The organism is Pseudomonas sp. SWRI99 (assembly GCF_014270125.1).
In the GTDB taxonomy this organism is placed as follows: Bacteria; Pseudomonadota; Gammaproteobacteria; order Pseudomonadales; family Pseudomonadaceae; genus Aquipseudomonas; species Aquipseudomonas hamedanensis.
In genome coordinates, this window is the sequence record NZ_JABWQR010000037.1 from 1 (window position 1) to 23652 (window position 23652).

The following is a 23652-nucleotide window of genomic DNA, read 5'->3' on the forward strand; positions in this document are numbered from 1 at the left end:
GTGGACGATGGGGATCGAACCCACGACAACGGGAGTCACAATCCCGTGCTCTACCAACTGAGCTACGCCCACCATATTGCGTAACAAAAAAGCCAAACAACTTCTTTGTTGAACCTCACCAGCCCGAAGATCTGAATGAAGCTTTGATTGGTGCGGATGAAGAGACTCGAACTCTTACGCCTCGCGGCGCTGGAACCTAAATCCAGTGTGTCTACCAATTCCACCACATCCGCAGATGAAGCTTTTAAAGCAAAGGCGCCAGACCGTTAAATCTGGCGCCTTTCGAAATATGGGGTGGACGATGGGGATCGAACCCACGACAACGGGAGTCACAATCCCGTGCTCTACCAACTGAGCTACGCCCACCATATCGCGTTACTTGTGCCAATGCTGCCTAATGGCGCACCCGGCAGGACTCGAACCTGCGACCATCCGCTTAGAAGGCGGATGCTCTATCCAGCTGAGCTACGGGCGCCTTGTTAATCTGTACTCTTAAAGGACTACAAACTAAGTGCTTTCCAGTGTCGCAGAACTGTTGTTCCGCCCCACCTTCTTAACCAGTGCTAGGCTGTGCCCGACAAGTGCGACGAATAGTATAGAGCGCTCCCAAGGCCGTCAAATCCTTTTTGAAAAAAATTCATTTAATTAAAGGAGTTAGGGGAATTTGCTGACCAAGCGCCTTTGCCCTCACCGCTCGACATGCGAGAATGCGTTCTCTTTTTTTCCCCTCTCGATGGTTAATCACGCGCAATGACTGCACAACTAATCGACGGCAAATCGATCGCCGCCAGCCTGCGCCAGCAGATCGCCCTACGAGTTGCCGAGCGTCGCCAGCAAGGCCTGCGCACCCCCGGCCTCGCGGTGATCCTGGTCGGCAGCGATCCTGCCTCTCAGGTTTATGTCTCGCACAAGCGTAAAGACTGTGAAGAGGTCGGCTTCCTCTCTCAAGCCTACGACCTGCCCAGCGAAACCACGCAAGACGCATTGACCGATCTGATCGATCGTCTCAACGACGACCCGGCCATCGACGGCATCCTGCTGCAACTGCCCCTGCCCGAGCACCTGGATGCCTCCAGACTGCTGGAGCGCATTCGCCCGGACAAAGACGTCGACGGCTTTCACCCTTATAACGTCGGTCGCCTGGCCCAACGCATTCCGCTGCTGCGCCCGTGCACACCCAAAGGCATCATGACGCTGCTGGAAAGCACCGGCGCCGATCTCTACGGGATGGATGCGGTGGTCGTTGGCGCGTCCAACATCGTCGGTCGCCCGATGGCGATGGAACTGCTGCTGGCCGGTTGCACCGTGACGGTCACTCACCGCTTCACCAAGGATCTGGCCGGGCATGTCGGTCGCGCCGATCTGGTGGTGGTGGCTGCTGGCAAGCCGGGCCTGGTCAAGGGTGAGTGGATCAAGGAAGGCGCAATCGTGATCGACGTCGGCATCAACCGTCAGGACGACGGCAAGCTGGTCGGCGACGTCGTTTACGAAACCGCCCTGCCCCGCGCCGGCTGGATCACGCCAGTGCCTGGCGGCGTCGGCCCGATGACCCGCGCCTGCCTGTTGGAAAACACGCTGTATGCGGCAGAAACCCTGCACGTCTGATTGGCTTTTTCCGCAACACCGAAACCCCGCCTCGTGCGGGGTTTTTTGTTTCGACTGGAAAACCTGAGCCTCTTCATTTCCCGATGCAAATGTAAAAAGCAGCCTACCTGTGATTTAACGTGTTGTAGCAACTCCACCATTTGAGAGTCTGCCCATAGCGCGTATGTTGACGTCTCAGCGCCAACGCCCCGCCTTTAGGCTTGAGCGTATTTCCAGGCCTGGCTGTCGATGACGAAATGCAAGGAGGCTGGCTTGATCCCAGAATGGAATGCTGAGGGAGTTTTACCTCCCATCAATAACAATGACCCAATTGGGTCTGACCGGGCTCCGTATCACGTGAGCCTTGAGCAGGTGGTCGACAGGTTCGCGACCAGTCCAGACCGGTGTGATATTTTCGCAGGCTATCTCGCTCACCGCGCAGAGCTTCACCGAATGGGTATGGACAGCGGATTTCAATGGCTGGATGGAAGCTTTACCGAAGACATCGAAATGCTTGAAAATCGGGTTCCACGAGATATTGATGTTGTTACCTTCACTGATGCCGGCAACGTTTTTTTTGATGCGCTCGGGAATGATGAGGTCAACCTTCTTGGTGGCGACCGAGCTAATCTTAAGAAAGCGTTCAAGATCGACTTCTACATTCAATCGTTGACTGATCCAGCCGAATCGTTGGTAGCCATGACGACTTATTGGTACAGCATGTGGTCCCACAGGCGCACCGGACAATGGAAGGGTTTTTTGCGAGTTGATCTTTCGCCTGTACAGGATGAAGCTGCAAAGACCTTGCTCGCAACACGTCGGCAGGAGCTAGAAGATGGACAGATCTGAATATGCCTATAAAGCTGCAGAGCTGGGCTTCCTTGAAAAACAAGCTGCCGCTCCCGGCATTAGCAAGCTCACCCTGATGTCGGTACAGGCAAGGATAGAAAAGGCGCGGGCATTCCTGGAAGACAATGGCAAACATGCCTATCGCCCCGCCAAAGTCCGGTTGACATACCGCGGCGCACCTGTATGGGGCACCCATGGCGTACTTGCTGAATTTGGTGCTTCCGCTACTCAGGCATTCAGCGTCGCGATAACAGCAATCGCAGCATCGCTGTCAGGCTCATTGGCGGATAAGGGTCCAATCCCGAACCGGTTAGCCAATCAGCTTTTAATAACCGGGCCAGCTCGCGGCTCCTTTGGATTCGAGCTTGAGGAAATACCGGCGGACAAGCAGCTTGATATAGAGGGCACCACGCCGGTATCGCAAGCAATCGAAATTCTTGCAGAGTTGCTGGAAGCGACGGCAACAAAAAGTGACGAGGAACTATCCGAGCCAGTTTCCCGCTTGGCCGATAGAGCAATTGCCGCCGTATCTGATTTTCTTAGCGAGCTATCCGAAAATAACGCCTCCTGCGGAGTGGCAACCAGTACCCGTCGGTTTCAGTTTTCTGATGTTGAACAGGTGCGCCGCAGCAAAGCGCGGCTCAGCCGAGACAACATCAAAGAAGAACAGGAGACTTTCACAGGGTCCTTTGTAGGTGTCTTGCCTGATAAACGGATTTTCGAGTTCAAGACAACGGGAGGCGAGGTATTGCACGGGAGAGTTTCAGCGGAAATTGGCGGCCCGAATGTCATCAACGACCACCTTTACACTGAAGTGAGCATCCACGTAACTGCAAGGAGGATAGGTTCGAGCAATCCCAGATATACGCTCAAAGCGCTTCCTTGGAGCTAGATTTTCGGCCCGATGACCCGCGCCTGCCTTTTGGAAAACACGCTGTATGCAGCAGAAACCCTGCACGTCTAAGCGGGCGTTCCAGCCGTAGAAAAACCCGCCAGGTGCGGGTTTTTTCATGCCTGAGAAAAAACACTAACCGTTCGCCGGAAACCCTTCATGTTCAAGGCCTTTTCACAAGATTTTCAGGCCATTCAAACAACCATCGACAGATCTTCAGCCATACTCCTAGAATGCGACGCTTTGAAGAAATAACCCGTTACAAACTAACGGAATATCCAACCTAATGAGTTCGCCCGCGTGAAAATTCGTCTTTCGATTCTGAGCCTGTTTTTTGCGTTTACAGGCACTTTCATCACGCCAACGATCAACGCTGCGGAAACCACCGCTGCCCCCCGTGACGCTTCGACATTGAAGATCGCTTCCGGCAGCGCCCTGCTCATGGATATGCAGACCAATAAAGTCATTTATTCCAGCAATCCTGACGTGATCGTGCCGATCGCTTCGGTGAGCAAGCTGATGACTGGCCTGGTGGTGGTTGAAGCCCGGCAGAACATGGACGAATGGATCAATGTCGACATCAGGAACACCCCGGAAATGAAAGGTGTGTTCTCCCGGGTCAAACTCAAGAGTGAACTGCCGCGCCGCGAGATGCTGCTGATCGCCTTGATGTCCTCGGAAAACCGTGCCGCCGCGAGTCTCGCGCATCATTACCCGGGCGGCTATGCGGCCTTTATTGCGGCGATGAACGCCAAGGCCAAGGCGCTGGGCATGACCAGCACCCACTTCGTGGAGCCGACCGGCCTGTCGGAGCGCAACGTGTCCACCGCCCGCGACCTGAGCAAGTTGCTGGTGGCCGCGCACAAGCACCCGCTCCTCGTCGAACTGACCACCACCAAGGAAAAGACCGTGTCCTTCCGCAAGCCCAATTACACCCTGGGCTTTCGCAATACCGATCACCTGGTCAATAAAGCCGACTGGGACATCAAGATCACCAAGACCGGTTTCACCAACCCGGCCGGCCATTGCCTGGTGCTGGTGACGAAGATGGGCAACCGTCCGGTTGCCCTGGTGATTCTCGACGCCTTTGGCAAATACACGCATTTTGCCGATGCCAGCCGTATCCGCAGCTGGGTCGAAACCGGGCGCAGCGCTAACGTTCCTGCGGTGGCGCAACAATACAAAGCCGACAAGAACCTCAAGAGTCGTCAGAGCGGCGTGGTCGAAGCCGCAAAATAAACACAGCGAACGTGAAAAGCCCCGAATCTTCGGGGCTTTTTCATCTGTGCCGTCAGTCGTTGGGCAGCGGCATCTTGTCGTCATCCGGGATACCGTCTCCCAAGCCTGGCTCTGGCGAAACATCCGGCGTCAGCACGTTCGGGCGGGCCAGCGGATCGCGCAGGGGGCTGTCCGGGTCCAGCACCGGATCAACTTCCGGCTCCGGCGTGGTCGGTACGCTGCCAGGTTTCTGGTCATCGAAGCTTGAATCGGTACTCATACGCACCTCACATCAAGGTTTCAGATCGGCTAACGGGTCGTAGGGCCTGGCCGGTTTCTTCGGATCCTCGCCAGGCTCGACGTCCCGCGGCGCTTTCGCCGGACCGACCGGGTCAACTTGCGGATCATCGAGGTCCGGCGAGTCCGGATCGAAGCCCAGATCATCGCCGGAAGAATGCTCGGACGAGTGCGGACCTTTCGGGGTGTGGGAATCTGCCATGTTGCCTCCTTGATTCGCCCGCAAAAACACGGGCGCTATTGTTCAGAGGCTGGTCGGGCGCAGTCGTGCCCGGCAGATGACGAACGGAGGCTTACTGCGCCGCCAAGGCCTTTCGCGCCTGTGCCGCTGCGTTTTCCTCACCTGCCTGCGCCAGCTCATCAGCGGCTTTCAACCAACGGGAACGGTCGACGGACGCCGGGATCTGCGAGGGTTTCTGCAGCAAAACGGCCCAGCCGCCGGATTTTTCGAACGCCGCTTCGAAGGCACTGAAATCCATCAATTGGCGACGGTTCATGCCGGCGCGCAGCAGCACTTTCTGTTTATTGCGGTCGTAGCCGGACAGGATCGCGTAACGCGGCTCGGCCCAGAATGCCGAACCTTCACTGAAACGCACCATGACCGGATAGCCCGCGGCAACCTGGGCAAGCAAGGCCGGCAGCTTGTCGTCCAGCGGATACACCACCAGGCCGTATTCGCGTGCGAGGTTCTGCATGTTTTGCTGCAGCTTGTCTTCGGCACCCGGCAAGCGCAGCGGTTTTTCCAGCAGGCCCGGAGTGATTACGATGCCCTGCTGCGATAGCAGGCTGGCCAGTACTTGCGGGCCACTCTGGTTGGCTTCGCCACGGTAAAACGTGCCGCTGAGTTCAACCCGCTCCGGCAGGCGTTTGACTTCAGGCGCTACGCTGCCTGCGCATCCTGCCAGCGCCGCCACGCAAGCGGCAACCAACAGCGCTCCACGCGCTCGAGAAAATACCTGCACCATCGTCATTCTCTTCAGACGCCGGTCATCGTGTTCCGGCAACGCCAGCGATCATAGAGCCGCACTCGCCTGCGGTATAGCCTTAAACCGCAGACGTATCGGTTAGATAGAGCGAACTGATTGGTCGCTGCCGACCTTTGGTCAATAGCCTGAAACACGCCTTTGACTAGACTGTCACTGGAAGAGAGCGATTTGCGCAAAGCGGGCGCCCGCCGCAGGGCGAAGAGGAGGCACAAATGAGCCTGACCATGACCATCGTAATGTTGATAGCCGGCTGGCTGGCCGTGGCGACTGCCATGTTGTGGGGCGTACTGCGGATTTCGCGGCGCCACCACCCTCCGACTCCGACGACTCCGGCCGAAAAACCGCGCAAGCAACACGCAGAGCATGCAACGGCTCACTGACGGTTAAAGCCACGTCGTGGGCTGCGCAATCCACCACCCATTCATATTCCCAAAAAAAACCGCCTGACTCAAAAAGCTCAGGCGGTTTTTGTGTTTCTCAGCGTTTACGCTTGCTGAGTAACTTTCTTCTGCTTGGCCCGTCGGGACAGCATATTCAACACTTCGATGCCGGCCGAGAACGCCATGGCTGCGTACACATAACCTTTCGGTACGTGGGCGCCGAAGCCTTCGGCAATCAGCGTCATGCCGATCATGATCAGGAAGCCCAGCGCCAGCATCACCACGGTCGGGTTGTCGTTGATGAACTTGGCCAGCGGTTCAGCGGCGAACAGCATCACCAGCACCGAGGCCACCACTGCGATGATCATGATCGGCAAGTGCTCGGTCATGCCCACGGCGGTGATGATACTGTCGATCGAGAACACCATGTCGAGCATCAGGATCTGACCGATAGCCGCCGCAAAGCCCAGGGTTACCGTGGAGGTCGCGGTTTTCGGATCTTCCGGCGCCGGGTCCATGCTGTGGTGGATCTCAGTCGTTGCTTTCCAGACCAGGAACAGGCCACCAGCGATCAGAATCATGTCCTTCCAGGAGAACGCCTGACCGAGAATCTCGAACACCGGCTCCGTCAACTGCACGATGAATGCGATGGTGCTCAACAGTGCCAGTCGCAGAATCAACGCCATACCGATACCGATGCGGCGAGCTTTCTGCTGATACTGCTTGGGCAGCTTGTTGGTCAGGATCGAGATAAAGATCAGGTTATCGATGCCCAGCACGATTTCCATCACCACCAGTGTGGCCAACGCGATCCAGGCGGTCGGGCTGGCGGCGAGTTCTAACAGATATTCCATGGGTCAGTCCTGAGTCTTTGTAAGACGGTTTAGATAGTCTCGGAGGAAGATTCGGATTCTTCCGAGTCTTTTTCCGTTGTTTCTTTTTTCTTGATCAACCCACCGGTGGCATCGCTAAGCGCTTGCTCGGCGGCTTTATGGGTGTCGTCGATCGCCTGTTTGGCGCTTTCGGCCGCTGCGCCCATCAACTGCTGGGCACTTTTTTCAGCCTGATCGCAACCGGCCAGAACCAGTAAAGACGCAAATAACAGCGCGGGGAATGTGTATTTCATAAGATTTCCTTGCAATGAACAGACAGGCGTACAGACCGGCCGTCGATGGGTGGGCATTCTAGGGAGGTGAACACTTCAGGAAAATTCGTATTTTTAGCGTCTATACTTCGGATTTAACGAACTGTGGGGGCGCCATGCTGAATTATCGACAACTGCATTATTTTTGGGTCGTGGCCAAGACCGGCAGCATCGTAAGGGCCTGCGAGCAGCTTAACCTGACCCCGCAAACCATCAGCGGGCAGATTTCCCTGCTGGAACAGACGTATGGCATCGAACTGTTTCGCCGGGTCGGCCGGCAATTGGAATTGACCGAAGCCGGCCGTCAGGCCCTGCCCTACGCCGAGCAGATGTTCCAGCTCGGCGGCGAACTGGAGTTGATGCTGCGCGCACGACCGAATGAACAACAGATCCTGTTTCGCGTGGGTGTCGCCGACGTCGTGCCCAAATCCATCGTGTATCGCCTGATCGCCCCGACCATGGAGCTGAAAGAACCGCTGCGCATCACCTGCCGCGAGGACAAACTCGAGCGCTTGCTCGCGGATCTGGCCATCCAGCGCCTGGACCTGGTGATCTCCGACAGCCCGATGCCGTCGCATCTGGATATCAAGGGCTACAGCCAGAAGCTGGGGGAATGCGGCATCAGCTTCTTCGCCACTGCTGAATTGGCCGAGCGCTACGGCCAAGATTTTCCGCGCAGCCTGCACGGCGCACCGCTGTTGATTCCCGGCCCGGAAACCGTGGTACGCAGCCGCTTGCAGCGCTGGTTTGCCGAACAGCAGATCCAGCCGCAGATTGTCGGCGAATTCGATGACAGTGCCTTGATGCAGGCGTTCGGCCAGTCCGGCAGCGGAATTTTCATCGGCCCGAGCGTGATCGCCGATGAGGTGAAGCGACAGTACGGCGTGCAGTTGATCGGCCAGACGGACGCTGTGACCGAGTCGTTCTATGCCATTTCGGTGGAGCGCAAAGTCAAGCACCCCGGCATCGTTGCGATTACCGAAGGTGCCCGACGTGAATTGTTTACCGCGTTATGACGCCCCGGCGCAGATCTCGCGCGGCTTGAGTGTCATCAGCACCATGGCCAGAAACACCGACAGTAAAATGAAGCCGGCGGCGGCGAACCCGAGAAAGCCCAGGCCCGCGCTATCGATAACGCGGCCACCGACCATGGCGCCCAGGCCGATTCCGAGATTCGCCCCGGCGATATTCAACGAGGCGGCAAAAGCCGGCGCTTCGGGTGCGGCTTTCATCAGGCGCACATGGCTGACCAGGAACAGTGCCGCCTGGGTCACGCCCCAGATGCCCATCGCCACCGCCAGCCCCAGCGGCGAATGAATGTTCGGCACCAGCGAGACCATGCCGGCAATCATGAACGCGCAGAACAGCACCGAGGCGCCCAACGGATGCCGGTCCACCGCGCGACCGCCGAGCGAGTTACCGATCAGCCCCACCGCACCAAACCCCATCAGGCACCAGCCGACCACGGTGCCGTTGAAACCGGCCAGACGCTCAAGGATGTCGGCCAGATAGGTATAGGCCGTGAACATGCCGCTGAACACCAGAATCGACAGCACGATATGCCCGATCATCAATGGGCTGCGCAGGATCTTGAACTGCGACGCGAAGCTGACCTGATGTTGGTGCAGGCTGGTTTTCGGCAGATAAACAAACAGCAGCAAGGCTTTGGCAAACGCAATCAGCGCGAGGATGCCGAATGCACTGCGCCAGCCGAACGCATCGGAAATCAACGTGCCGACCGGAATGCCGAACACCGTGGCGCAGACGATACCGAAGCCAATCTTGGCGATGGCGCGACCGGCGAAATCAGGGCCGACGATGTCCACCGCCGTCTCGCTCGCCAGCGCCCAGAACACCGGCAAACCCAGCGCCGGGATCAGGCGGGCAACGGCCATCACCCAGATATTCGGCGCCAGTGCCGCAACGGTGTTGGCCAGACCAAACATGATCAAAATGCTGATAAACAATTTACGCCGTTCGAACCTGGCGAAATACGCGGTCAGGAACGGCCCGAACAGCGCCACGGTAAAAGCGAACAACGTCACCAACAGCCCGGCCTGGGGGATGGTGACTTCGAGGTCTCGGGCAATCGCCGGCAACAGGCCGACGATGACGAATTCCGTGGTCAGCACCGTAAACCCGGCGGCAGACAACAGAAGAATGGGCAACAGCATGCGCAACTCCAGCAAAACGACGACACCAGCGTTGACCCGGAGGCCCGCTGGCGGAATGGAAAATAAGGATGCGCAATCTTAACAGAGTGTGTCGGGACTGACTTGCACAAACCTGTCGATGTGCAAGGCTGATCCGGTGGCAGATCGTCACAGGTCTGAAGGTTAACGCGCACGCTGTGATAAAGTCCGCGCCCTGAAAATCGTACAGCTGTTCAACGTGCCGTTTGGCGGCGTTGTTGTCACTTCGACAGGCGATTCGTGACTGCCCACGACGCTTCGCAACCTATAAAAACAGAGATGCCGCTATGACCGCTTCATCCCCTTCTCTCCTGCAACGTCTGAAAAACCTGAGTCTGGTCAGCCAGATCGTCATCGGCCTGATCGCCGGTATCGCCTTGGCTCTGCTCGCACCAGAAGCGGCGAAGTCCACCGCGTTCATCGGCAAGGTCTTCGTCTCCGCACTGAAAGCCGTGGCACCGATTCTGGTGTTCGTGTTGGTGATGGCTTCGATTGCCAACCACAAGCACGGTCAGGAAACCCATATCCGGCCGATTCTGTTCCTCTATCTGCTCGGCACTTTTGCCGCAGCGGTGGTGGCCGTCATCGCCAGCATGAGCTTTCCATCGAGCCTGGTGTTGTCGACCGAGAACGTGACGGTCACCGCCCCCGGCGGTATCGGTGAAGTGTTGCAAAGCCTGCTGCTGAGCGTGGTGGACAACCCGGTCAGCGCGCTGATGAACGCCAACTTCATCGGCATTCTGGCCTGGGCGATCGGCATGGGCATCGCCATTCGTCATGCCGGCGACACTACCCGCGAGGTGCTCGGCGATCTATCCAACGGTGTGACCGTAATCGTACGCGTGGTGATTCGCTTTGCCCCGCTGGGTATTTTCGGTCTGGTCGCTTCGACCCTCGCCACCTCCGGTTTCGGCGCGCTGCTGGGTTACGCGCACCTGCTGGCGGTGCTGCTCGGCTGCATGCTGTTCGTGGCGCTGGTGATGAACCCGCTGATCGTATTCTGGAAGCTGCGTCGCAACCCGTACCCGTTGACCTTGATGTGCCTGCGCGAAAGCGGCATCACCGCGTTCTTCACCCGCAGCTCGGCGGCAAACATTCCGGTCAACCTGGAACTGAGCAAGCGCCTGGGCCTGCATGAAGACACTTACTCGGTATCGATCCCGCTGGGCGCGACCATCAACATGGCCGGCGCAGCCATCACCATCACCGTGCTGACGCTGGCGGCGGTGCACACTCTGGGCATTGCCGTGGACATTCCCACCGCGATTCTGCTCAGCGTCGTCGCGGCCATCTGCGCCTGTGGTGCGTCGGGTGTGGCCGGCGGTTCGCTGCTGTTGATTCCGCTGGCGTGCAGCCTGTTTGGCATCCCAAGCGAGATTGCCATGCAGGTCGTGGCGGTCGGTTTCATCATTGGCGTGCTGCAGGATTCAGCGGAGACGGCGCTGAATTCCTCGACGGACGTTTTGTTTACCGCAGCCGCGTGCCTGGGCGAGGAAGAGAAGGCCCGACGCACCGCATAAACCCGAATACTCTGTACAGATCGTTCCCACGCTCTGCGTGGGAATGCCTCAACGGACGCTCCGCGTTCGGCACTGGATGGGACGCAGAGCGTCCCGGGCTGCATTCCTTTGCTGCGCGTGGGAGCGATCAATTAAAAAGCCCGCCAAGGCGCAAACCTTGGCGGGCTTTTTCGTATCAGGGCGTTTTAGAACGCGCCCATGTAATCGCGCTTGCCCACTTCAACACCGTTATGACGCAGCAGCGCATAAGTCGTCGTCACGTGGAAGAAGAACTGCGGCAGACCATAGGTCAGCAGATACGACTGACCGCTGAAGCGCTTCTCTTTCGGCGTGCCTGGACGGGTGACGATTTCGATGCCTTCCTTGCCATTGATCTGCTCAGGCTTGATCTCGCCGATAAAGGCCAGAACCTTGGCGATCAGCGCTTGCAGGTCGGCGAAGGTGGTTTCGCTGTCGTCATACTTCGGCAGTTCGACTTCGGCCAGACGCGCCGACACGCCTTTGGCGAAGTCCACGGCGATCTGCACCTGGCGCACCAGCGGGAACATGTCCGGGTACAGGCGCGCTTGCAGGAACGCGTTCGGGTCGATGTTTTTCTCGGTGGCGTGGGCTTCAGCCTTTTTCAGCACATCGCTCAGGGCGTTGAGCATTTGTTGGAAAACCGGGACGGATGCGGCATACAGGGAAATGGTCATGACAGTCTCGTGTGATGGCTGGGTAATACGTGGTGGCGATTATAGCCATGCTTGATGACCACACGGCTTGCCTTTTGTTTGGCAAGGATTAGGCTAGGCGGCTTCGACTGCAGAGGGAACGCGCGATGACCACCGAACAAGAATCCATCTCCGAACAATCACGGCTCAACGCCACGGAAATCCGCATTCTGGGTGCCCTGATCGAGAAACAGGCCACCAGCCCGGAAACCTACCCGCTGACCCTCAACGCGCTGGTGCTGGCCTGCAATCAGAAAACCAGCCGCGAACCGGTGATGAACCTCAATCAGGGCCAGGTCGGCCAGAGCCTGCGCGCGCTCGAAGGTCGCGGTTTCACCCGGCTGGTGATGGGCAGTCGAGCCGACCGCTGGGAACACAAGGTCGACAAGGCGCTGGAACTGGTGCCGGCGCAGGTGATTCTCACCGGATTGATGTTTTTGCGCGGCCCCCAAACCGTTAACGAACTGCTCACCCGCAGCGGGCGCATGCACGACTTCGAAGACGCCGAGCAGGTCGTGCATCAGCTTGAGCGCCTGATTGCGCGCGGACTGGCGGTGCTGATTCCGCGTCAGGCCGGGCAGCGCGAGGATCGCTATACCCATGCGCTGGGGGACCCGGCTGATATCGAGGTGATATTGGCGGCGCGGCAGAATGCCGGTGAGCGTTCGGGCGGTGGCGTTTCGGTCGAGCGCATTGAAGAGCTGGAAGCGCGGATCGCGGCACTGGAAGAACGCCTGGCGCGCCTCGAATAACCACCGAAGCCCCCCACCTGTAGGAGTGAGCCTGCTCGCGATAGCGGATTGTCAGGCACAACTGATTTGAATGACACACCGCTATCGCGAGCAGGCTCACTCCTACAGTGGACATCAGCGAATTCCAGATCTGTTATTCCCCATCCCAATAATCCACGCCATCCGCCTGCCGCGCCACGGCGACAAAGCCCGAGGCATTGCCCTCGCTGTCGATTGTGAAGTTGTCCATCACCGCATATTTGTTCGAATCCGGATATTCGCAGATTTCCGGCTGCTGCTGCGTGCTGATGGCCAGATAACGCAATTCGGCCGCGCTGGTATTGATGATCTGATGGGCCATTTCCGGGCCGCCCGGCGGGCAGGCAATCACATCGCCCGCGCGAATCGGAAAACGTTCGGCACCCAGCCGCACCTCGCCCTCGCCGGCCACCACGTAGAACATTTCCTCATTGACCCGATGGCTGTGAAACGGGCTGCCACGCATGCCCGGCGGCAGCGCGTAAAGCCGATAACCAAGTTTTTGTGCGCCCAGTTGCTGGCCGATCCGTGCGAATCGCTGTTGATAGCGTCCAGCGGTTTCGCCTTCGGGGGCGAGGGCTTCGGGCAGGGGTTGGAGTTCGACCTCGTTGAGGTTGAGGATGGGTGGATGCATGGGCGGCCTCGGTTATGGTTTTTGTGGTGGGCAGGTCTGGGCTAGTTGTGGAGGATTATAGAGATTGATCGAACACTGCAGCGCGGCCTTCGCGAGCAGGCTCACTCCTACAGATTGATTGCATTTCAATTGTGGGAGTGAGCCTGCTCGCGATGAGGTCCGCCCAGCCAATACAAAACTCAATCAGCTACGGGCGAAATCCACCGCCGCCGCAAACTGCGCCTCGTTCGGCCGCACCCCGGTGTACAGTACGAATTGCTCCAGTGCCTGGATCGCAATGACTTCCAGCCCGGTAATCACTCGCTTGCCCTCGGCCCGGGCGCGAACGATCAATGGCGTTTCTGAAGGAATCGCGACCACGTCGAAAACCGTGTCAGCGGCTTCAATCGCTTCAGGCGCAAACGCCAGTTGCCCTGCCTCTGGCCCGCCGTCCATGCCCACCGGCGTGACGTTGATCAGCATCTGCGGGCGCTCATCCCCCAGTTCGGCCTGCCAGCGATAGCCCAGCGAATCTGCCAAAGCATGCCCGGCCCGCTCGTTGCGGGCGACAATCAAACCGTTTTTATAGCCGCCATCACGCAAGGCACTGGCCACGGCTTTGGCCATACCGCCGCTGCCGCGCAGGGCGAACGTCGAATCCTTGGGCACCGCGTGGCTTACCAGCAATTGGGCGACAGCGATGTAATCGGTGTTATAGGCCTTCAGATGACCGTTGCTGTTGACAATGGTGTTGATCGACTGGATCGCGGCTGCCGACGCATCCAGCTCATCCACCAGCGCAATGCAGGCTTCCTTGAACGGCATCGACACGCCGCAGCCGCGAATGCCCAACGCCCGGATGCCGCGGACCGCACCGTCCAGATCCTGGCTGGCGAACGCCTTGTAATAGAAATTCAGGCCCAACTGCTCATACAAATGGTTGTGAAAACGCAGACCGAAATTGCCAGGACGTCCGGACAGGGACATGCACAACCGGGTGTCTTTGTTCGGGTTCATCTGCATGAAACTTCTCCTTCAAACGCACTTTCGGATGGACGGGATTGGCCAGTCCATCGGGTTCTGAATCATATTAAGGCTTGTCAAAGGCGCGGCGCGGCGCGGTAAAGAAGCCGGTACAGACCTTACACAAAATTTACCCGGCAGCCGTGCTGATTTTGCCAATTTTGCTGTCTTAGCTGTATCCCCGCGACAACTGTGGGCCTGGTTCAGGCCGCGGCGCCGGGTCGAAGAACCGAGGACTTATCATGATTCGTAAACTTCCCATCATGGCTTTGTTGATTGGCGCACTCGCGGTCACCGGCCAGGCTGAAGCGGGTGGTGGCCATGGCTGGCAGGGCCCGGCGGTGTTTGGCGCGATCGTCGGCTCGGCCATCATCGGCTCGGCACTGATCAATCAGGATCGGCCGGTGTATGTACAGCAGCAGCCGGTTTACGTGCAGCCACAACCGGTCTACGTGCAACAACCGCCACCGGTCTATTACCAACCGGCGCCGGTGTATGTGCAACAACCGGTCTACGTGCAGCCGGCCCCTGTCTATTACGGTCCGCCGCGCGGCTATTACGGCAGGCCACACGGCTACTACGGTGGGCCACATGGTTATTACGGCGGCCCGCGCTGGTAATCCAGCGAGCCAAGCCCTGCTTTTTCAGCGGGGCTTTTTTATGACCGTTGGTCGGCGAAGGTCTGAAAAAATCTCGCCAAGGTCGCTGTGAGGACAGTTTCAGCGGCTAAAGTCGTCATGATGGTTTTGACCGCTCTGACTTTTTTCATCAAACGGTCACCTCTTTGTCATGACGGAACCGCAATCTGAATCCGTCCGTAAACAACAGGTTGATAACAACAAGGACGACGGTATGCCCACACAAAACCCGCACCGCATTGTCGGTTTGTGCACCTCAAGCAAGGTGTACAGCGCACTCACCGAGCTCAAGCACCTGGAAGGCCATCGCTGCGCCAAGTTTCTTTCGTTGCTGGCCGAGAACCTGGTGCACAAAGGACTGCTCAACGAGCGCGAAGTCGTGCACATGCTCGATCAGGTGGTCGACTGACGCCAGACCTCACTGGCATCAATGACCACTATCGAAAGCGTTGATTGTCCGTCGGGCCGACGAGTCCCTAAGGTAGCCCCATCAGATGGATGGAGGTTACGCGTCATGGCTCAGGTTCAAATCATGTCGGTTATCGGCAGCGCCGTTCCCGCTGCGCTCAGGGCGTCGGGGCTGCTTGCCTGCTGGTATCTGGTGCGCGACGGCGAGCCGATCAGCGGCCCGCTCACTTCGCTGCCCGCTGCCCAGGCGCTGTCGCAACAGCTCGGCGCCGGTGCGTTCCGGGCCTAAGGCAGTTGCACCTTGGGTTTGGTTTCGACGAACAGCGCCCAGCTCGACAGAAATAACGCGGCAATCAACGGCCCGATCACAAAGCCGTTAAGACCAAATACCGCCAGGCCGCCGAGGGTCGAAACCAGAATCAGGTAGTCCGGCATTTTCGTGTCCTTGCCCACCAGAATCGGGCGCAACACGTTGTCCACCAAGCCGATCACGAAAACACCGAACCCCGCCAGCACCACGCCCTGCCAGATCATCCCGCTGAGCAGGAAGTAAACCGCCACCGGCGCCCAGACAATCCCCGCGCCGACCGCTGGCAACAGCGACAGAAAAGCCATCAAGACCGCCCACAGCAACGCGCTGGGGATGTCGAGAAACCAGAAAATCGCCCCACCCAGCGCACCTTGCGTCACGGCCACCAGCACATTGCCCTTGACCGTCGCACGCACCACCCGGTTGAACTTCAATTGCAGACGGCGCTTGTGGTTTTCCTCCAGCGGCACGGCGGTGCGCATCTTGCGCGCCAGTTCGGGGCCGTCACGCAGAAAGAAAAACAGCAGATACAGCATGATGAAAAAGCTCACCACGAACTCGAACGTGCCCTGGCCGAAACTGAACGCCTGCGTGGCCAACACCTGACTGCCCTGCATTGCAGTCTTGACGATTTTCTCGCGCAGGCTGTCGAGTTCGCCCATGCCGAAACGATCGAGCAGGTTCTGGAAATACGGCGGCAGGCTCTGCTTGAACTGCGCCAGATACGCGGCGATGTCCAACTGACCGCTTTCGATATTCTTGTAGACCGTCGCCCCCTCTTGCACGAGCAAGATGCTGACGATGATCACCGGCAGAATCGCGATCACCAGACACAGACTCAGCGTGCACAGCGATGTCAGGTTGCGTTGCCAGCCGAATTTCAGCTGTAACTTGCGCTGTATCGGCGCGAACAGGATGCCGAGGATGACCGCCCAGAACACCGCGCCGTAGAACGGCAGCAGAATCCAGATAAAGGCCACGGTGACCAACACCAACAGCACAGTCAGGGATTTGAATTGCAAGCTCTTTTCGTTCATGTCCGATCCATGTCAGTCAGGCGTCACGCACGCCCGCACCCCTTAGTCAGCCGCGGTGCGCGCGAGTGCCATCTTTATTCATGGAGCATAGATCCAGATCAATGAATCCTCGCCCCGCCTGCCCTACCCTGCGCGGCTTTTGCGACCGACACTATGCTTGCGACCCTTGCCGCCCCCGAACTGCTCGCCCCCGCCGGCACCCTGAGAAACATGCGCTATGCCTTCGCCTACGGCGCTGATGCGGTGTATGCCGGGCAACCGCGCTACAGCCTGCGCGTGCGTAATAACGAATTCGACCACGCCAATCTGGCCGTGGGCATTCGAGAGGCGCAGGCCCAGGGCAAACGCTTCTACGTGGTGGTCAACATCGCGCCGCACAACGCCAAGCTGAAAACCTTTCTCAAGGATCTGGCGCCGGTGATCGAAATGGCCCCGGACGCACTGATCATGTCCGACCCGGGGTTGATCATGCTGGTGCGCCGGCACTTCCCGCAGATGCCGATCCACCTCTCGGTGCAGGCCAACACGGTGAACTGGGCCAGCGTCGAATTCTGGCAGCAGCAAGGGTTGAGCCGGATCATTCTGTCGCGGGAGTTATCGCTGGAAGAAATCGCCGAGATCCGCGAGCACGTGCCGGGCATGGAGCTGGAAGTGTTCGTCCATGGCGCGCTGTGCATGGCCTATTCCGGGCGCTGTCTGCTGTCCGGCTACATGAACAAACGCGATGCCAATCAAGGCACTTGCACCAACGCTTGCCGCTGGAAATATTCAGCGCAGGAGGCCACGGAAAATCAGCTCGGCGAGATCGTCCAGACCTTCCAGCCCGAGCCGACCTTGGGCCTCGGCGCACCGACCGATCAGGTGTTTCTGTTGCAGGAAGCCAGCCGTCCCGACGACTTGATGCCAGCCTTCGAAGACGAACACGGCACTTACATCATGAACGCCAAAGACCTGCGTGCCGTGCAGCACGTCGAACGCCTGACGCGCATGGGCGTGCATTCATTGAAAATCGAAGGCCGGACCAAGTCGCACTTCTACTGCGCGCGCACCACTCAGGTGTATCGCCGCGCCATCGATGACGCCGTGGCCGGCCGCGCGTTCGATCGCAGCTTGATGACCGACCTCGAATCGCTGGCCCAGCGCGGCTACACCGAAGGTTTCCTGCGTCGGCATGTGCACGACGAATACCAGAACTATCAGCACGGCAGCTCGGTTTCGGAGCGTCAGCAGTTTGTCGGTGAACTGACCGGTGAGCGCCGGGATCGCCTGGCCGAAGTGAAAGTGAAAAACCGTTTTGCCCTGGGCGATCATCTGGAATTGATGACGCCCAAGGGCAATTTCCATTTTGATCTGCACCAGTTGCAGAGCCTCACCGGCGAGGCAATCGAGGTCGCACCGGGTGACGGGCATACGGTGTATGTGCCGATCCCGGATGCGGTGGATTTGCGGTTTGGCTTGTTGATGCGCGATTTGCGTGGGGGATGAAAAGCCGCTTCATCGGTTGATGAGTGGGTTGGCGTTGGATGTGAGGCATGGGCTTGGAGCGGTTCGAGCAGCTTCGGGCTGACTGAGGATTTTCGGTGAATTGTATTCAGCTATCGCGAGCAGGCTCACTCCTAGAATGTTTTTGTAGTGTACCCGTATTGTAGGAGTGAGCCTGCTCGCGATGAGGCCCTACAAGGCGACTATCAATAGCGCGAATCGCCTGTTAGCGTCGATCGTCCGACAACGGCGTCGGCTCATCCGCTGGCGGCACATCGTCGTCCGCCGCAGGATCTTTCCAGTCATCCGGCCGGTCGGCATCACTCAATGGATCGCGTCCCGGATCCATGCCCGGCGGCGCGTCGTGATCGCTCAGGGTCGGCTCGTCGATGCCGGACACCGGGCGGGTCTGGTCGGTGGGCGCAATGCCGCCCGGAAACAACGAATCGTCAGCCATCGTGCACCTCACGAAAAACACCCGGAACACCCGGGCCATAGTCGTTGGAAACGCGACTGACGACAGCGTGCGACGCGTCAGACCAGCGGCGTCATCCTTGGGCGATAAACCGATCGCGGCTATTGGTCAGGTGCAGCCACATCGCCGCGCGCGCGGCATCCGGATCCTGACGCTTGATCGCATTGAGAATCGCCTCGTGCTCCAGATTCGCCAGTTGCCCGAGCTTGCTCAGATCCGCCGCCCCACGCTCGGCGGCATTGAGTCGATTGCGCGGGATCATCGCACTGCCCAGGTGCTGCATGATCTCGCTGAAGCAGACGTTACCGGTGGCCTCGGCAATCAATAGATGAAAACGCCGATCGGCTTCCACGCAACTGTCGTTGTTGTCCAGCAGCCGTTGATAATCATCCAGCGCCTGACGCATTTGCAGCAATTGCTGCTCTGTGCGCCGTTGCGCCGCCAGTGCCGCCGCCTGCGTCTCCAGGCCCAGGCGCAATTCGAGAATGCTGCGCACACCGAGCGCCGTGTCGACATTCAAACGCAAGCCCTGCTCAGGCGCGCGTTCGATGACAAACGTGCCGATGCCGTGGCGCGTCTCGACCAGCCCTGAAGCCTGCAACTTGGAAATCGCCTCGCGCACCACTGTGCGGCTGACGCCGTGTTCTTGAACGATGGAATTCTCGGAAGGCAGCTTGTCACCGGGCAACATCTGTCCGAGCAGGATGCTCTGGGTGAGTTTTTCCACCAGGTCGTGAGCGAGGTTGTGCGTGCGTTTGCGCGCGGGCGCGTCGAGGTCTTCTTGCATGGTCGATTCCGGCGGACAGGGCTTGTGGATCGTAGCACTGCGTTGATCAGCGTTGAGATCGATTTTAGCGCGAACAACGCGACCAACTTGTATGACAACACTCAAAAAGAACAACGGCGAATCTACAAGCCGTTACGCCGCAAACCAACTCGCACGCCTGGGGACCGCTCGCCACACCTGCCTAAAAGCCCGTAAAAACGGCAACCTTGGTTAAAAAAGCATAACCAAAGATCTGCTCAGATGAATTTAATCGCGAACCAATACTTGTAGGACAAAAAATTTCAGTTGTATGATGTCTATCAACAACGCAGTACCCAGCCCTACCCGCATAAAAATAATCCGTGGGAGAAAACCAAGTGAAAACCTCCGTTTCCGGGATTCAGGAAAGCGTCGACCCGACGCTCGCCTCGGCCATCTCGAAAGTCAAACGCCACGTCCTGCCCCTCTTCGTGATCATGTTCATCGTCAATTACATTGACCGGGTGAACATCGGTTTCGTCCGCACTCACATGGAAACCGACCTGGGCATTGGTGCCGCCGCTTACGGCTTCGGCGCCGGTCTGTTTTTCATCGGCTACGCGCTGTTCGAAGTACCGTCGAACATGCTTCTGCAAAAAGTCGGCGCACGCATCTGGCTGACCCGCATCATGTTCACCTGGGGCGTGGTCGCGGCCTGCATGGCGTTTATCCAGAACGAAACCCACTTCTACATCCTGCGTTTCCTGCTCGGCGTCGCCGAAGCCGGATTCTTCCCCGGAGTGATCTATTACTTCACCCGCTGGCTGCCGGGCGTCGAGCGCGGCAAGGCGATTGCGATCTTCCTCAGCGGCTCGGCCATCGCGTCGCTGATCTCCGGCCCGCTGTCCGGCCTGCTCCTGCAAATCAACGGGCTGGGCATGCACGGCTGGCAGTGGATGTACTTCATCGAAGGAATGTTCTCGGTGTGCCTGTGCGTGTTCGTCTGGTTCTGGCTCGATGCCAAACCCCACGATGCGAAATGGCTGACGCGCGCCGAGCAGGACGCACTGGTGACTGCCATCGACGATGAGCAGAAGGCCCGCGAAGCCGCGACGCCGATCCGGCCGTCCATGGGCAAACTGCTCAAGGATCGCCAGATTATTCTGTTCTGCCTGATCTATTTCTTTATCCAGCTGACTATCTATGCCGCGACGTTCTGGCTGCCGAGCATCATCAAGAAGATGGGCGAACTCAGCGACGTGCAGGTCGGCCTGTTCAACTCGATTCCGTGGTTGCTGTCGATTGTCGGCATGTACGCCTTCGCCTCGCTCTCGGCGAAGTGGAAACACCAACAGGCGTGGGTTGCCACGGCGCTATTGATCGCGGCGGCGGGGATGTTCATGTCCACCACTGGCGGGCCAATCTTCGCCTTTGTAGCGATCTGCTTTGCGGCGCTGGGCTTCAAGTCCGCCTCGTCGCTGTTCTGGCCGATTCCCCAGGCCTATCTGGATGCACGCATCGCCGCAGCGGTCATCGCGCTGATCAACTCGGTGGGCAATCTTGGCGGCTTCGTCGCGCCGACCACCTTCGGCCTGCTCGAACAACACACCGGCTCGATCCAGGGCGGCCTCTACGGCCTGGCCGCGACCTCGATCATCGCCGCGATCATCGTCTTCGCAGCACGCACCACGCCGAAACGCACTGCTGACATCGCCGTGGCCGATGCCGCGCCGAAACACGCCTGACTTCGTCTCGACAAGGAAAACAACAATGACTGTTCACGACACCGCCAAAGCTCCGATCATCACTGATATGCAGGTCCTTCCGGTGGCCGGTCACGATGGCATGCTGCTCAACCTGAGCGGCGCCCACGGGCCGTTTTTCACCCGCAACATCGTCATCCTCAAGGACAACGCCGGCCACACCGGCGTCGGCGAAGTGCCTGGTGGCGAGCGCATCCGCCAGACCCTCGAAGACGCGCGCAATCTGGTCATCGGCAGCCCGATCGGCACCTACCAGAAGATTCTAAATCAAGTGCGCCAGACCTTCGCCGAGCGCGATGCCGGCGGTCGTGGCTTGCAGACGTTTGACCTGCGCATCACCATCCACGCGGTCACCGGCCTGGAAGCTGCCCTGCTCGACCTGCTCGGTCAACACCTCGACGTACCGGTCGCGGCGCTGCTCGGTGAAGGTCAGCAGCGCGATGAAGTGAAGATGCTTGGCTATCTGTTTTACGTTGGCGATCAGCGCGAGACCGACCTCGCCTATCGCAGCGAGCCGGACGCCGACAACGACTGGTTCCGTGTTCGTCATGAGAAAGCCATGACAGCCGAAGCGGTGGTTCGCCTGGCCGAAGCGGCCCATGCGAAGTACGGCTTCAAGGATTTCAAACTCAAGGGTGGCGTGCTCAGCGGCGATGCCGAAATCGAAGCTGTTACGGCACTGGCCGAGCGCTTTCCCGAGGCGCGGATTACCCTCGACCCGAACGGCGCCTGGTCACTGAAAGAGGCAATCCGTTTGTGCCGCGACCAGCATCAAGTGCTCGCTTATGCCGAAGACCCGTGCGGTGCGGAAAACGGTTATTCCGGGCGCGAAGTCATGGCTGAATTCCGTCGCGCCACCGGCCTGAAAACGGCCACCAACATGATCGCCACGGACTGGCGCGAAATGGGCCACGCGATCCAGTTGCAGTCGGTTGATATCCCGCTGGCCGACCCGCACTTCTGGACCATGCAGGGTTCGGTGCGCGTGGCGCAGATGTGCCACGAATGGGGCCTGACCTGGGGCTCGCACTCCAACAACCACTTCGATATTTCCCTGGCCATGTTCACCCACGTCGCCGCCGCTGCGCCGGGCGATATCACCGCCATCGACACCCACTGGATCTGGCAGGACGGCCAGCGCCTGACCAAGGCACCGCTGCAAATAGTCGACGGCTGCGTGCAAGTGCCGAAGAAACCTGGGCTGGGCGTCGAACTGGACATGGATCAAGTGGCCAAGGCCCACGAACTGTACAAGGGCATGGGCCTCGGCGCACGGGATGACAGCGTGGCGATGCAGTTCCTGATCCCGGGCTGGAAATTCGATAACAAGCGGCCTTGTCTGGTGCGATGAATCTGCAGATGCACTGATACCCACTGTGGGAGCGAGCCTGCTCGCGAAGGCGGTGAGCCAGTCAATGATGTGTCGACTGATCTAGCGCTTTCGCGGGCCAGATCAGCCCGGCTCCCACAGGGTTTTGGGCCGAACACAAATATTGTGGGCAGACCCGGTCATTGTAGGAGTGAGCCTGCTCGCGAAGGCGGTGAGCCAGTCAACGAATGTGTCGACTGATCTTGCGCTTTCGCGGGCAAGCCCGGCTCCCACAGGGATCTGTTTAGCGAGAGATTTGCAGCAGCCAGCTTTTGAACGCCGCCATCGCCGCCGTTTCGGGTCGCGACTGCAACCGCGTCAACCAATAACTCCCCGTTGTGATCTCGATCGCGAACGGCTGGCAGATCGCATCCGCCGCCAGTTGCCGGGCGAACATCAGCGGCGGCGCCAGCGCCACCCCGCTGCCCTGCAATGCAGCCTCCATCATTGCCAGCGACGAGTCGAAGACGATGCTCTGCGGCGGTGGCGCCTGAGTGGCCAGGCCGGCGGCGTGGAACCACTCCGGCCATTCATCGGTGCGATAGGAGCGCAGCAAGGTCTGACGCAACAGATCCCCGGGCGACTGCAATTGCCGGGCAATTTCCGGCACGCACAATACCGACAGCGGCGCGTCGAGCAAACGCGTTGCCTCGATGCCATGCCACGCCCCGGCGCCAAACCGGATCGCATAATCCAGGCCTTCCGCGGCCACATCCACACGGTTGTTGTGGGTCGACAGGCGTAAATCCATGTGCGGATGTTTCGCCCGGAAGTCCGCCAGCCTCGGCAGCAGCCAGCCCACGGCAAATGTCCCCACCACGCCAACCGTCAACATTTCCCGATACTGACCGCCGGCCAGTCGTTCGAGCATCTGCGCGATGTGATCGAATGAGGTGCTGAGCACCGGTAGCAAGGTTTCCCCCTCGCTGGTCAGCATCAGCCCGCGGGGCAGGCGTTTGAACAGGGTGACGTTGAGTTGCGCCTCCAGACTTTTGACCTGATGGCTCACCGCCGCCTGCGTCACGCACAGTTCCACGGCAGCGCGGGTGAAACTCAAGTGGCGCGCCGACGCTTCGAAAGCGCGCAGTGCGTTGAGTGGCAATTGCGGTCGAATCATGCCCAGCCCCAAATTTTTCTAATGGCTCATGCGAGATTTCATCGTTTGTCCAGTGTGGCAACAGTGCCTACATTGGCGGCGCTGATCAGCCAACCGATAAAAAATCAGCCGCAGTGTAGCGGCATAC

Annotated in this window: 27 protein-coding genes and 3 tRNA genes; 14 read left to right on the forward strand and 16 right to left on the reverse strand. The window is 59.0% G+C overall.

The features are described 5' to 3' along the window. Positions 1 to 148 precede the first annotated feature (148 nt). The 3 genes from HU743_RS24115 to HU743_RS24125 all read right to left on the reverse strand — a co-directional run bounded on the left by HU743_RS24115 (position 149) and on the right by HU743_RS24125 (position 475). Positions 149 to 233, reverse strand: a tRNA-Leu gene (locus HU743_RS24115). A gap of 57 nt (positions 234 to 290) precedes the next feature. Continuing rightward, a tRNA-His gene (locus HU743_RS24120) sits at positions 291 to 366 on the reverse strand. 32 nt (positions 367 to 398) lie between these two features. After that, positions 399 to 475 (reverse strand) — tRNA-Arg (locus tag HU743_RS24125). 275 nt (positions 476 to 750) lie between these two features. On the opposite strand from HU743_RS24125, the gene folD reads away from it, so the two are divergent. The 4 genes from folD (at position 751) to pbpG (ending at position 4564) form a co-directional block, all read left to right on the forward strand. Continuing rightward, positions 751 to 1605 carry a bifunctional methylenetetrahydrofolate dehydrogenase/methenyltetrahydrofolate cyclohydrolase FolD gene (gene folD / locus HU743_RS24130; protein ID WP_186622080.1) on the forward strand — a complete coding sequence of 285 codons (855 nt, stop codon included), beginning with the start codon at positions 751 to 753 and terminating at the stop codon, positions 1603 to 1605. Positions 1606 to 1857: 252 nt separating this feature from the next. Continuing rightward, positions 1858 to 2433, forward strand: a complete 576-nt coding sequence (locus HU743_RS24135; RefSeq protein WP_186651649.1) for a hypothetical protein — start codon at positions 1858 to 1860, stop codon at positions 2431 to 2433. Then, positions 2420 to 3325 carry a hypothetical protein gene (locus HU743_RS24140; RefSeq protein WP_186651651.1) on the forward strand — a complete coding sequence of 302 codons (906 nt, stop codon included), beginning with the start codon at positions 2420 to 2422 and terminating at the stop codon, positions 3323 to 3325. Before HU743_RS24135 ends, HU743_RS24140 begins: the two co-directional genes overlap by 14 nt. A 300-nt stretch (positions 3326 to 3625) precedes the next feature. Next, positions 3626 to 4564: a D-alanyl-D-alanine endopeptidase gene (gene pbpG / locus HU743_RS24145; RefSeq protein WP_186549823.1), complete on the forward strand. Its 939-nt coding sequence runs from the start codon at positions 3626 to 3628 to the stop codon at positions 4562 to 4564. 52 nt (positions 4565 to 4616) lie between these two features. Here pbpG and HU743_RS24150 read toward each other — a convergent pair whose 3' ends face one another. The 3 genes from HU743_RS24150 to HU743_RS24160 form a co-directional block, all read right to left on the reverse strand. Next, on the reverse strand, positions 4617 to 4823 hold the full coding sequence (locus tag HU743_RS24150) for a hypothetical protein (protein WP_186651653.1): 207 nt from the start codon (positions 4821 to 4823) through the stop codon (positions 4617 to 4619). 12 nt (positions 4824 to 4835) lie between these two features. After that, the gene (locus HU743_RS24155; RefSeq protein WP_186549819.1) at positions 4836 to 5042 is read right to left on the reverse strand and encodes a DUF6021 family protein; all 207 of its coding nucleotides are present in this window, start codon (positions 5040 to 5042) and stop codon (positions 4836 to 4838) included. Positions 5043 to 5133: 91 nt separating this feature from the next. Next, positions 5134 to 5805, reverse strand: coding sequence for a peptidase C39 family protein (locus HU743_RS24160; RefSeq protein ID WP_186651655.1), 672 nt, complete (start codon positions 5803 to 5805; stop codon positions 5134 to 5136). A gap of 233 nt (positions 5806 to 6038) precedes the next feature. Between HU743_RS24160 and HU743_RS24165 the strand changes: the two genes are divergently transcribed. After that, positions 6039 to 6206: a hypothetical protein gene (locus HU743_RS24165; protein ID WP_186651657.1), complete on the forward strand. Its 168-nt coding sequence runs from the start codon at positions 6039 to 6041 to the stop codon at positions 6204 to 6206. A gap of 104 nt (positions 6207 to 6310) precedes the next feature. Here HU743_RS24165 and HU743_RS24170 read toward each other — a convergent pair whose 3' ends face one another. After that, positions 6311 to 7060, reverse strand: coding sequence for a TerC family protein (locus HU743_RS24170; protein WP_186622090.1), 750 nt, complete (start codon positions 7058 to 7060; stop codon positions 6311 to 6313). A gap of 29 nt (positions 7061 to 7089) precedes the next feature. Beyond that, entirely contained in the window at positions 7090 to 7332 is a 243-nt protein-coding gene (locus HU743_RS24175; protein WP_186651659.1) for a hypothetical protein, read from the reverse strand. Positions 7333 to 7466: 134 nt separating this feature from the next. On the opposite strand from HU743_RS24175, the gene nhaR reads away from it, so the two are divergent. Beyond that, positions 7467 to 8366, forward strand: a complete 900-nt coding sequence (gene nhaR / locus HU743_RS24180; RefSeq protein ID WP_186651661.1) for a transcriptional activator NhaR — start codon at positions 7467 to 7469, stop codon at positions 8364 to 8366. On the opposite strand, the gene HU743_RS24185 is transcribed toward nhaR, so the two are convergent. Beyond that, complete coding sequence (locus HU743_RS24185; RefSeq protein WP_186651663.1) at positions 8361 to 9524, reverse strand: MFS transporter; 1164 nt, start codon at positions 9522 to 9524, stop codon at positions 8361 to 8363. The genes nhaR and HU743_RS24185 overlap by 6 nt on opposite strands. A 305-nt stretch (positions 9525 to 9829) precedes the next feature. Between HU743_RS24185 and sstT the strand changes: the two genes are divergently transcribed. Continuing rightward, positions 9830 to 11062, forward strand: a complete 1233-nt coding sequence (sstT, locus tag HU743_RS24190; protein WP_186635129.1) for a serine/threonine transporter SstT — start codon at positions 9830 to 9832, stop codon at positions 11060 to 11062. A 185-nt stretch (positions 11063 to 11247) separates the two neighbouring features. Here the strand turns inward: sstT and HU743_RS24195 are convergent, their stop codons facing one another. Then, positions 11248 to 11757, reverse strand: coding sequence for a DUF1993 domain-containing protein (locus HU743_RS24195; protein WP_186651665.1), 510 nt, complete (start codon positions 11755 to 11757; stop codon positions 11248 to 11250). Between the two features lie 125 nt (positions 11758 to 11882). Between HU743_RS24195 and HU743_RS24200 the strand changes: the two genes are divergently transcribed. After that, positions 11883 to 12527, forward strand: a complete 645-nt coding sequence (locus tag HU743_RS24200) for a DUF480 domain-containing protein (RefSeq protein ID WP_186549783.1) — start codon at positions 11883 to 11885, stop codon at positions 12525 to 12527. 133 nt (positions 12528 to 12660) lie between these two features. On the opposite strand, the gene HU743_RS24205 is transcribed toward HU743_RS24200, so the two are convergent. Both HU743_RS24205 and HU743_RS24210 read right to left on the reverse strand, forming a co-directional pair. Beyond that, positions 12661 to 13179, reverse strand: a complete 519-nt coding sequence (locus tag HU743_RS24205) for a cupin domain-containing protein (RefSeq protein ID WP_186651667.1) — start codon at positions 13177 to 13179, stop codon at positions 12661 to 12663. Between the two features lie 183 nt (positions 13180 to 13362). Then, positions 13363 to 14181 (reverse strand): shikimate 5-dehydrogenase, encoded by an 819-nt coding sequence (locus HU743_RS24210; protein ID WP_186635138.1) that lies wholly within the window; start codon positions 14179 to 14181, stop codon positions 13363 to 13365. A gap of 242 nt (positions 14182 to 14423) precedes the next feature. On the opposite strand from HU743_RS24210, the gene HU743_RS24215 reads away from it, so the two are divergent. From HU743_RS24215 to HU743_RS24225, 3 genes are all read left to right on the forward strand, one after another. Next, positions 14424 to 14801 carry a hypothetical protein gene (locus HU743_RS24215; protein ID WP_186549777.1) on the forward strand — a complete coding sequence of 126 codons (378 nt, stop codon included), beginning with the start codon at positions 14424 to 14426 and terminating at the stop codon, positions 14799 to 14801. Positions 14802 to 15033: 232 nt separating this feature from the next. Beyond that, positions 15034 to 15228: a hypothetical protein gene (locus HU743_RS24220; protein ID WP_025108897.1), complete on the forward strand. Its 195-nt coding sequence runs from the start codon at positions 15034 to 15036 to the stop codon at positions 15226 to 15228. A gap of 105 nt (positions 15229 to 15333) precedes the next feature. Beyond that, a complete protein-coding gene (locus HU743_RS24225) occupies positions 15334 to 15516 on the forward strand; it encodes a hypothetical protein (RefSeq protein ID WP_186635141.1) in 183 nt (60 codons plus the stop codon). Here the strand turns inward: HU743_RS24225 and HU743_RS24230 are convergent. Beyond that, positions 15513 to 16574: an AI-2E family transporter gene (locus HU743_RS24230; RefSeq protein WP_186549773.1), complete on the reverse strand. Its 1062-nt coding sequence runs from the start codon at positions 16572 to 16574 to the stop codon at positions 15513 to 15515. The two genes, HU743_RS24225 and HU743_RS24230, sit on opposite strands and share 4 nt — an antisense overlap. A 153-nt stretch (positions 16575 to 16727) precedes the next feature. Here HU743_RS24230 and yegQ point away from each other — a divergent pair, with 153 nt between their 5' ends. Beyond that, positions 16728 to 18059: a tRNA 5-hydroxyuridine modification protein YegQ gene (yegQ, locus tag HU743_RS24235; RefSeq protein ID WP_186651669.1), complete on the forward strand. Its 1332-nt coding sequence runs from the start codon at positions 16728 to 16730 to the stop codon at positions 18057 to 18059. A 223-nt stretch (positions 18060 to 18282) separates the two neighbouring features. On the opposite strand, the gene HU743_RS24240 is transcribed toward yegQ, so the two are convergent. After that, positions 18283 to 18513: a hypothetical protein gene (locus tag HU743_RS24240; protein ID WP_186651671.1), complete on the reverse strand. Its 231-nt coding sequence runs from the start codon at positions 18511 to 18513 to the stop codon at positions 18283 to 18285. A gap of 91 nt (positions 18514 to 18604) precedes the next feature. Next, positions 18605 to 19318, reverse strand: a complete 714-nt coding sequence (locus HU743_RS24245; RefSeq protein WP_186549767.1) for a FadR/GntR family transcriptional regulator — start codon at positions 19316 to 19318, stop codon at positions 18605 to 18607. Between the two features lie 356 nt (positions 19319 to 19674). Between HU743_RS24245 and HU743_RS24250 the strand changes: the two genes are divergently transcribed. Both HU743_RS24250 and gudD read left to right on the forward strand, forming a co-directional pair. Beyond that, positions 19675 to 21021 (forward strand): MFS transporter, encoded by a 1347-nt coding sequence (locus HU743_RS24250; protein WP_186549765.1) that lies wholly within the window; start codon positions 19675 to 19677, stop codon positions 21019 to 21021. A 25-nt stretch (positions 21022 to 21046) separates the two neighbouring features. Beyond that, a complete protein-coding gene (gene gudD, locus HU743_RS24255) occupies positions 21047 to 22390 on the forward strand; it encodes a glucarate dehydratase (protein ID WP_186651673.1) in 1344 nt (447 codons plus the stop codon). Between the two features lie 262 nt (positions 22391 to 22652). On the opposite strand, the gene HU743_RS24260 is transcribed toward gudD, so the two are convergent. Next, the gene (locus tag HU743_RS24260) at positions 22653 to 23525 is read right to left on the reverse strand and encodes a LysR family transcriptional regulator (RefSeq protein ID WP_186651675.1); all 873 of its coding nucleotides are present in this window, start codon (positions 23523 to 23525) and stop codon (positions 22653 to 22655) included. Positions 23526 to 23652: the final 127 nt, after the last annotated feature.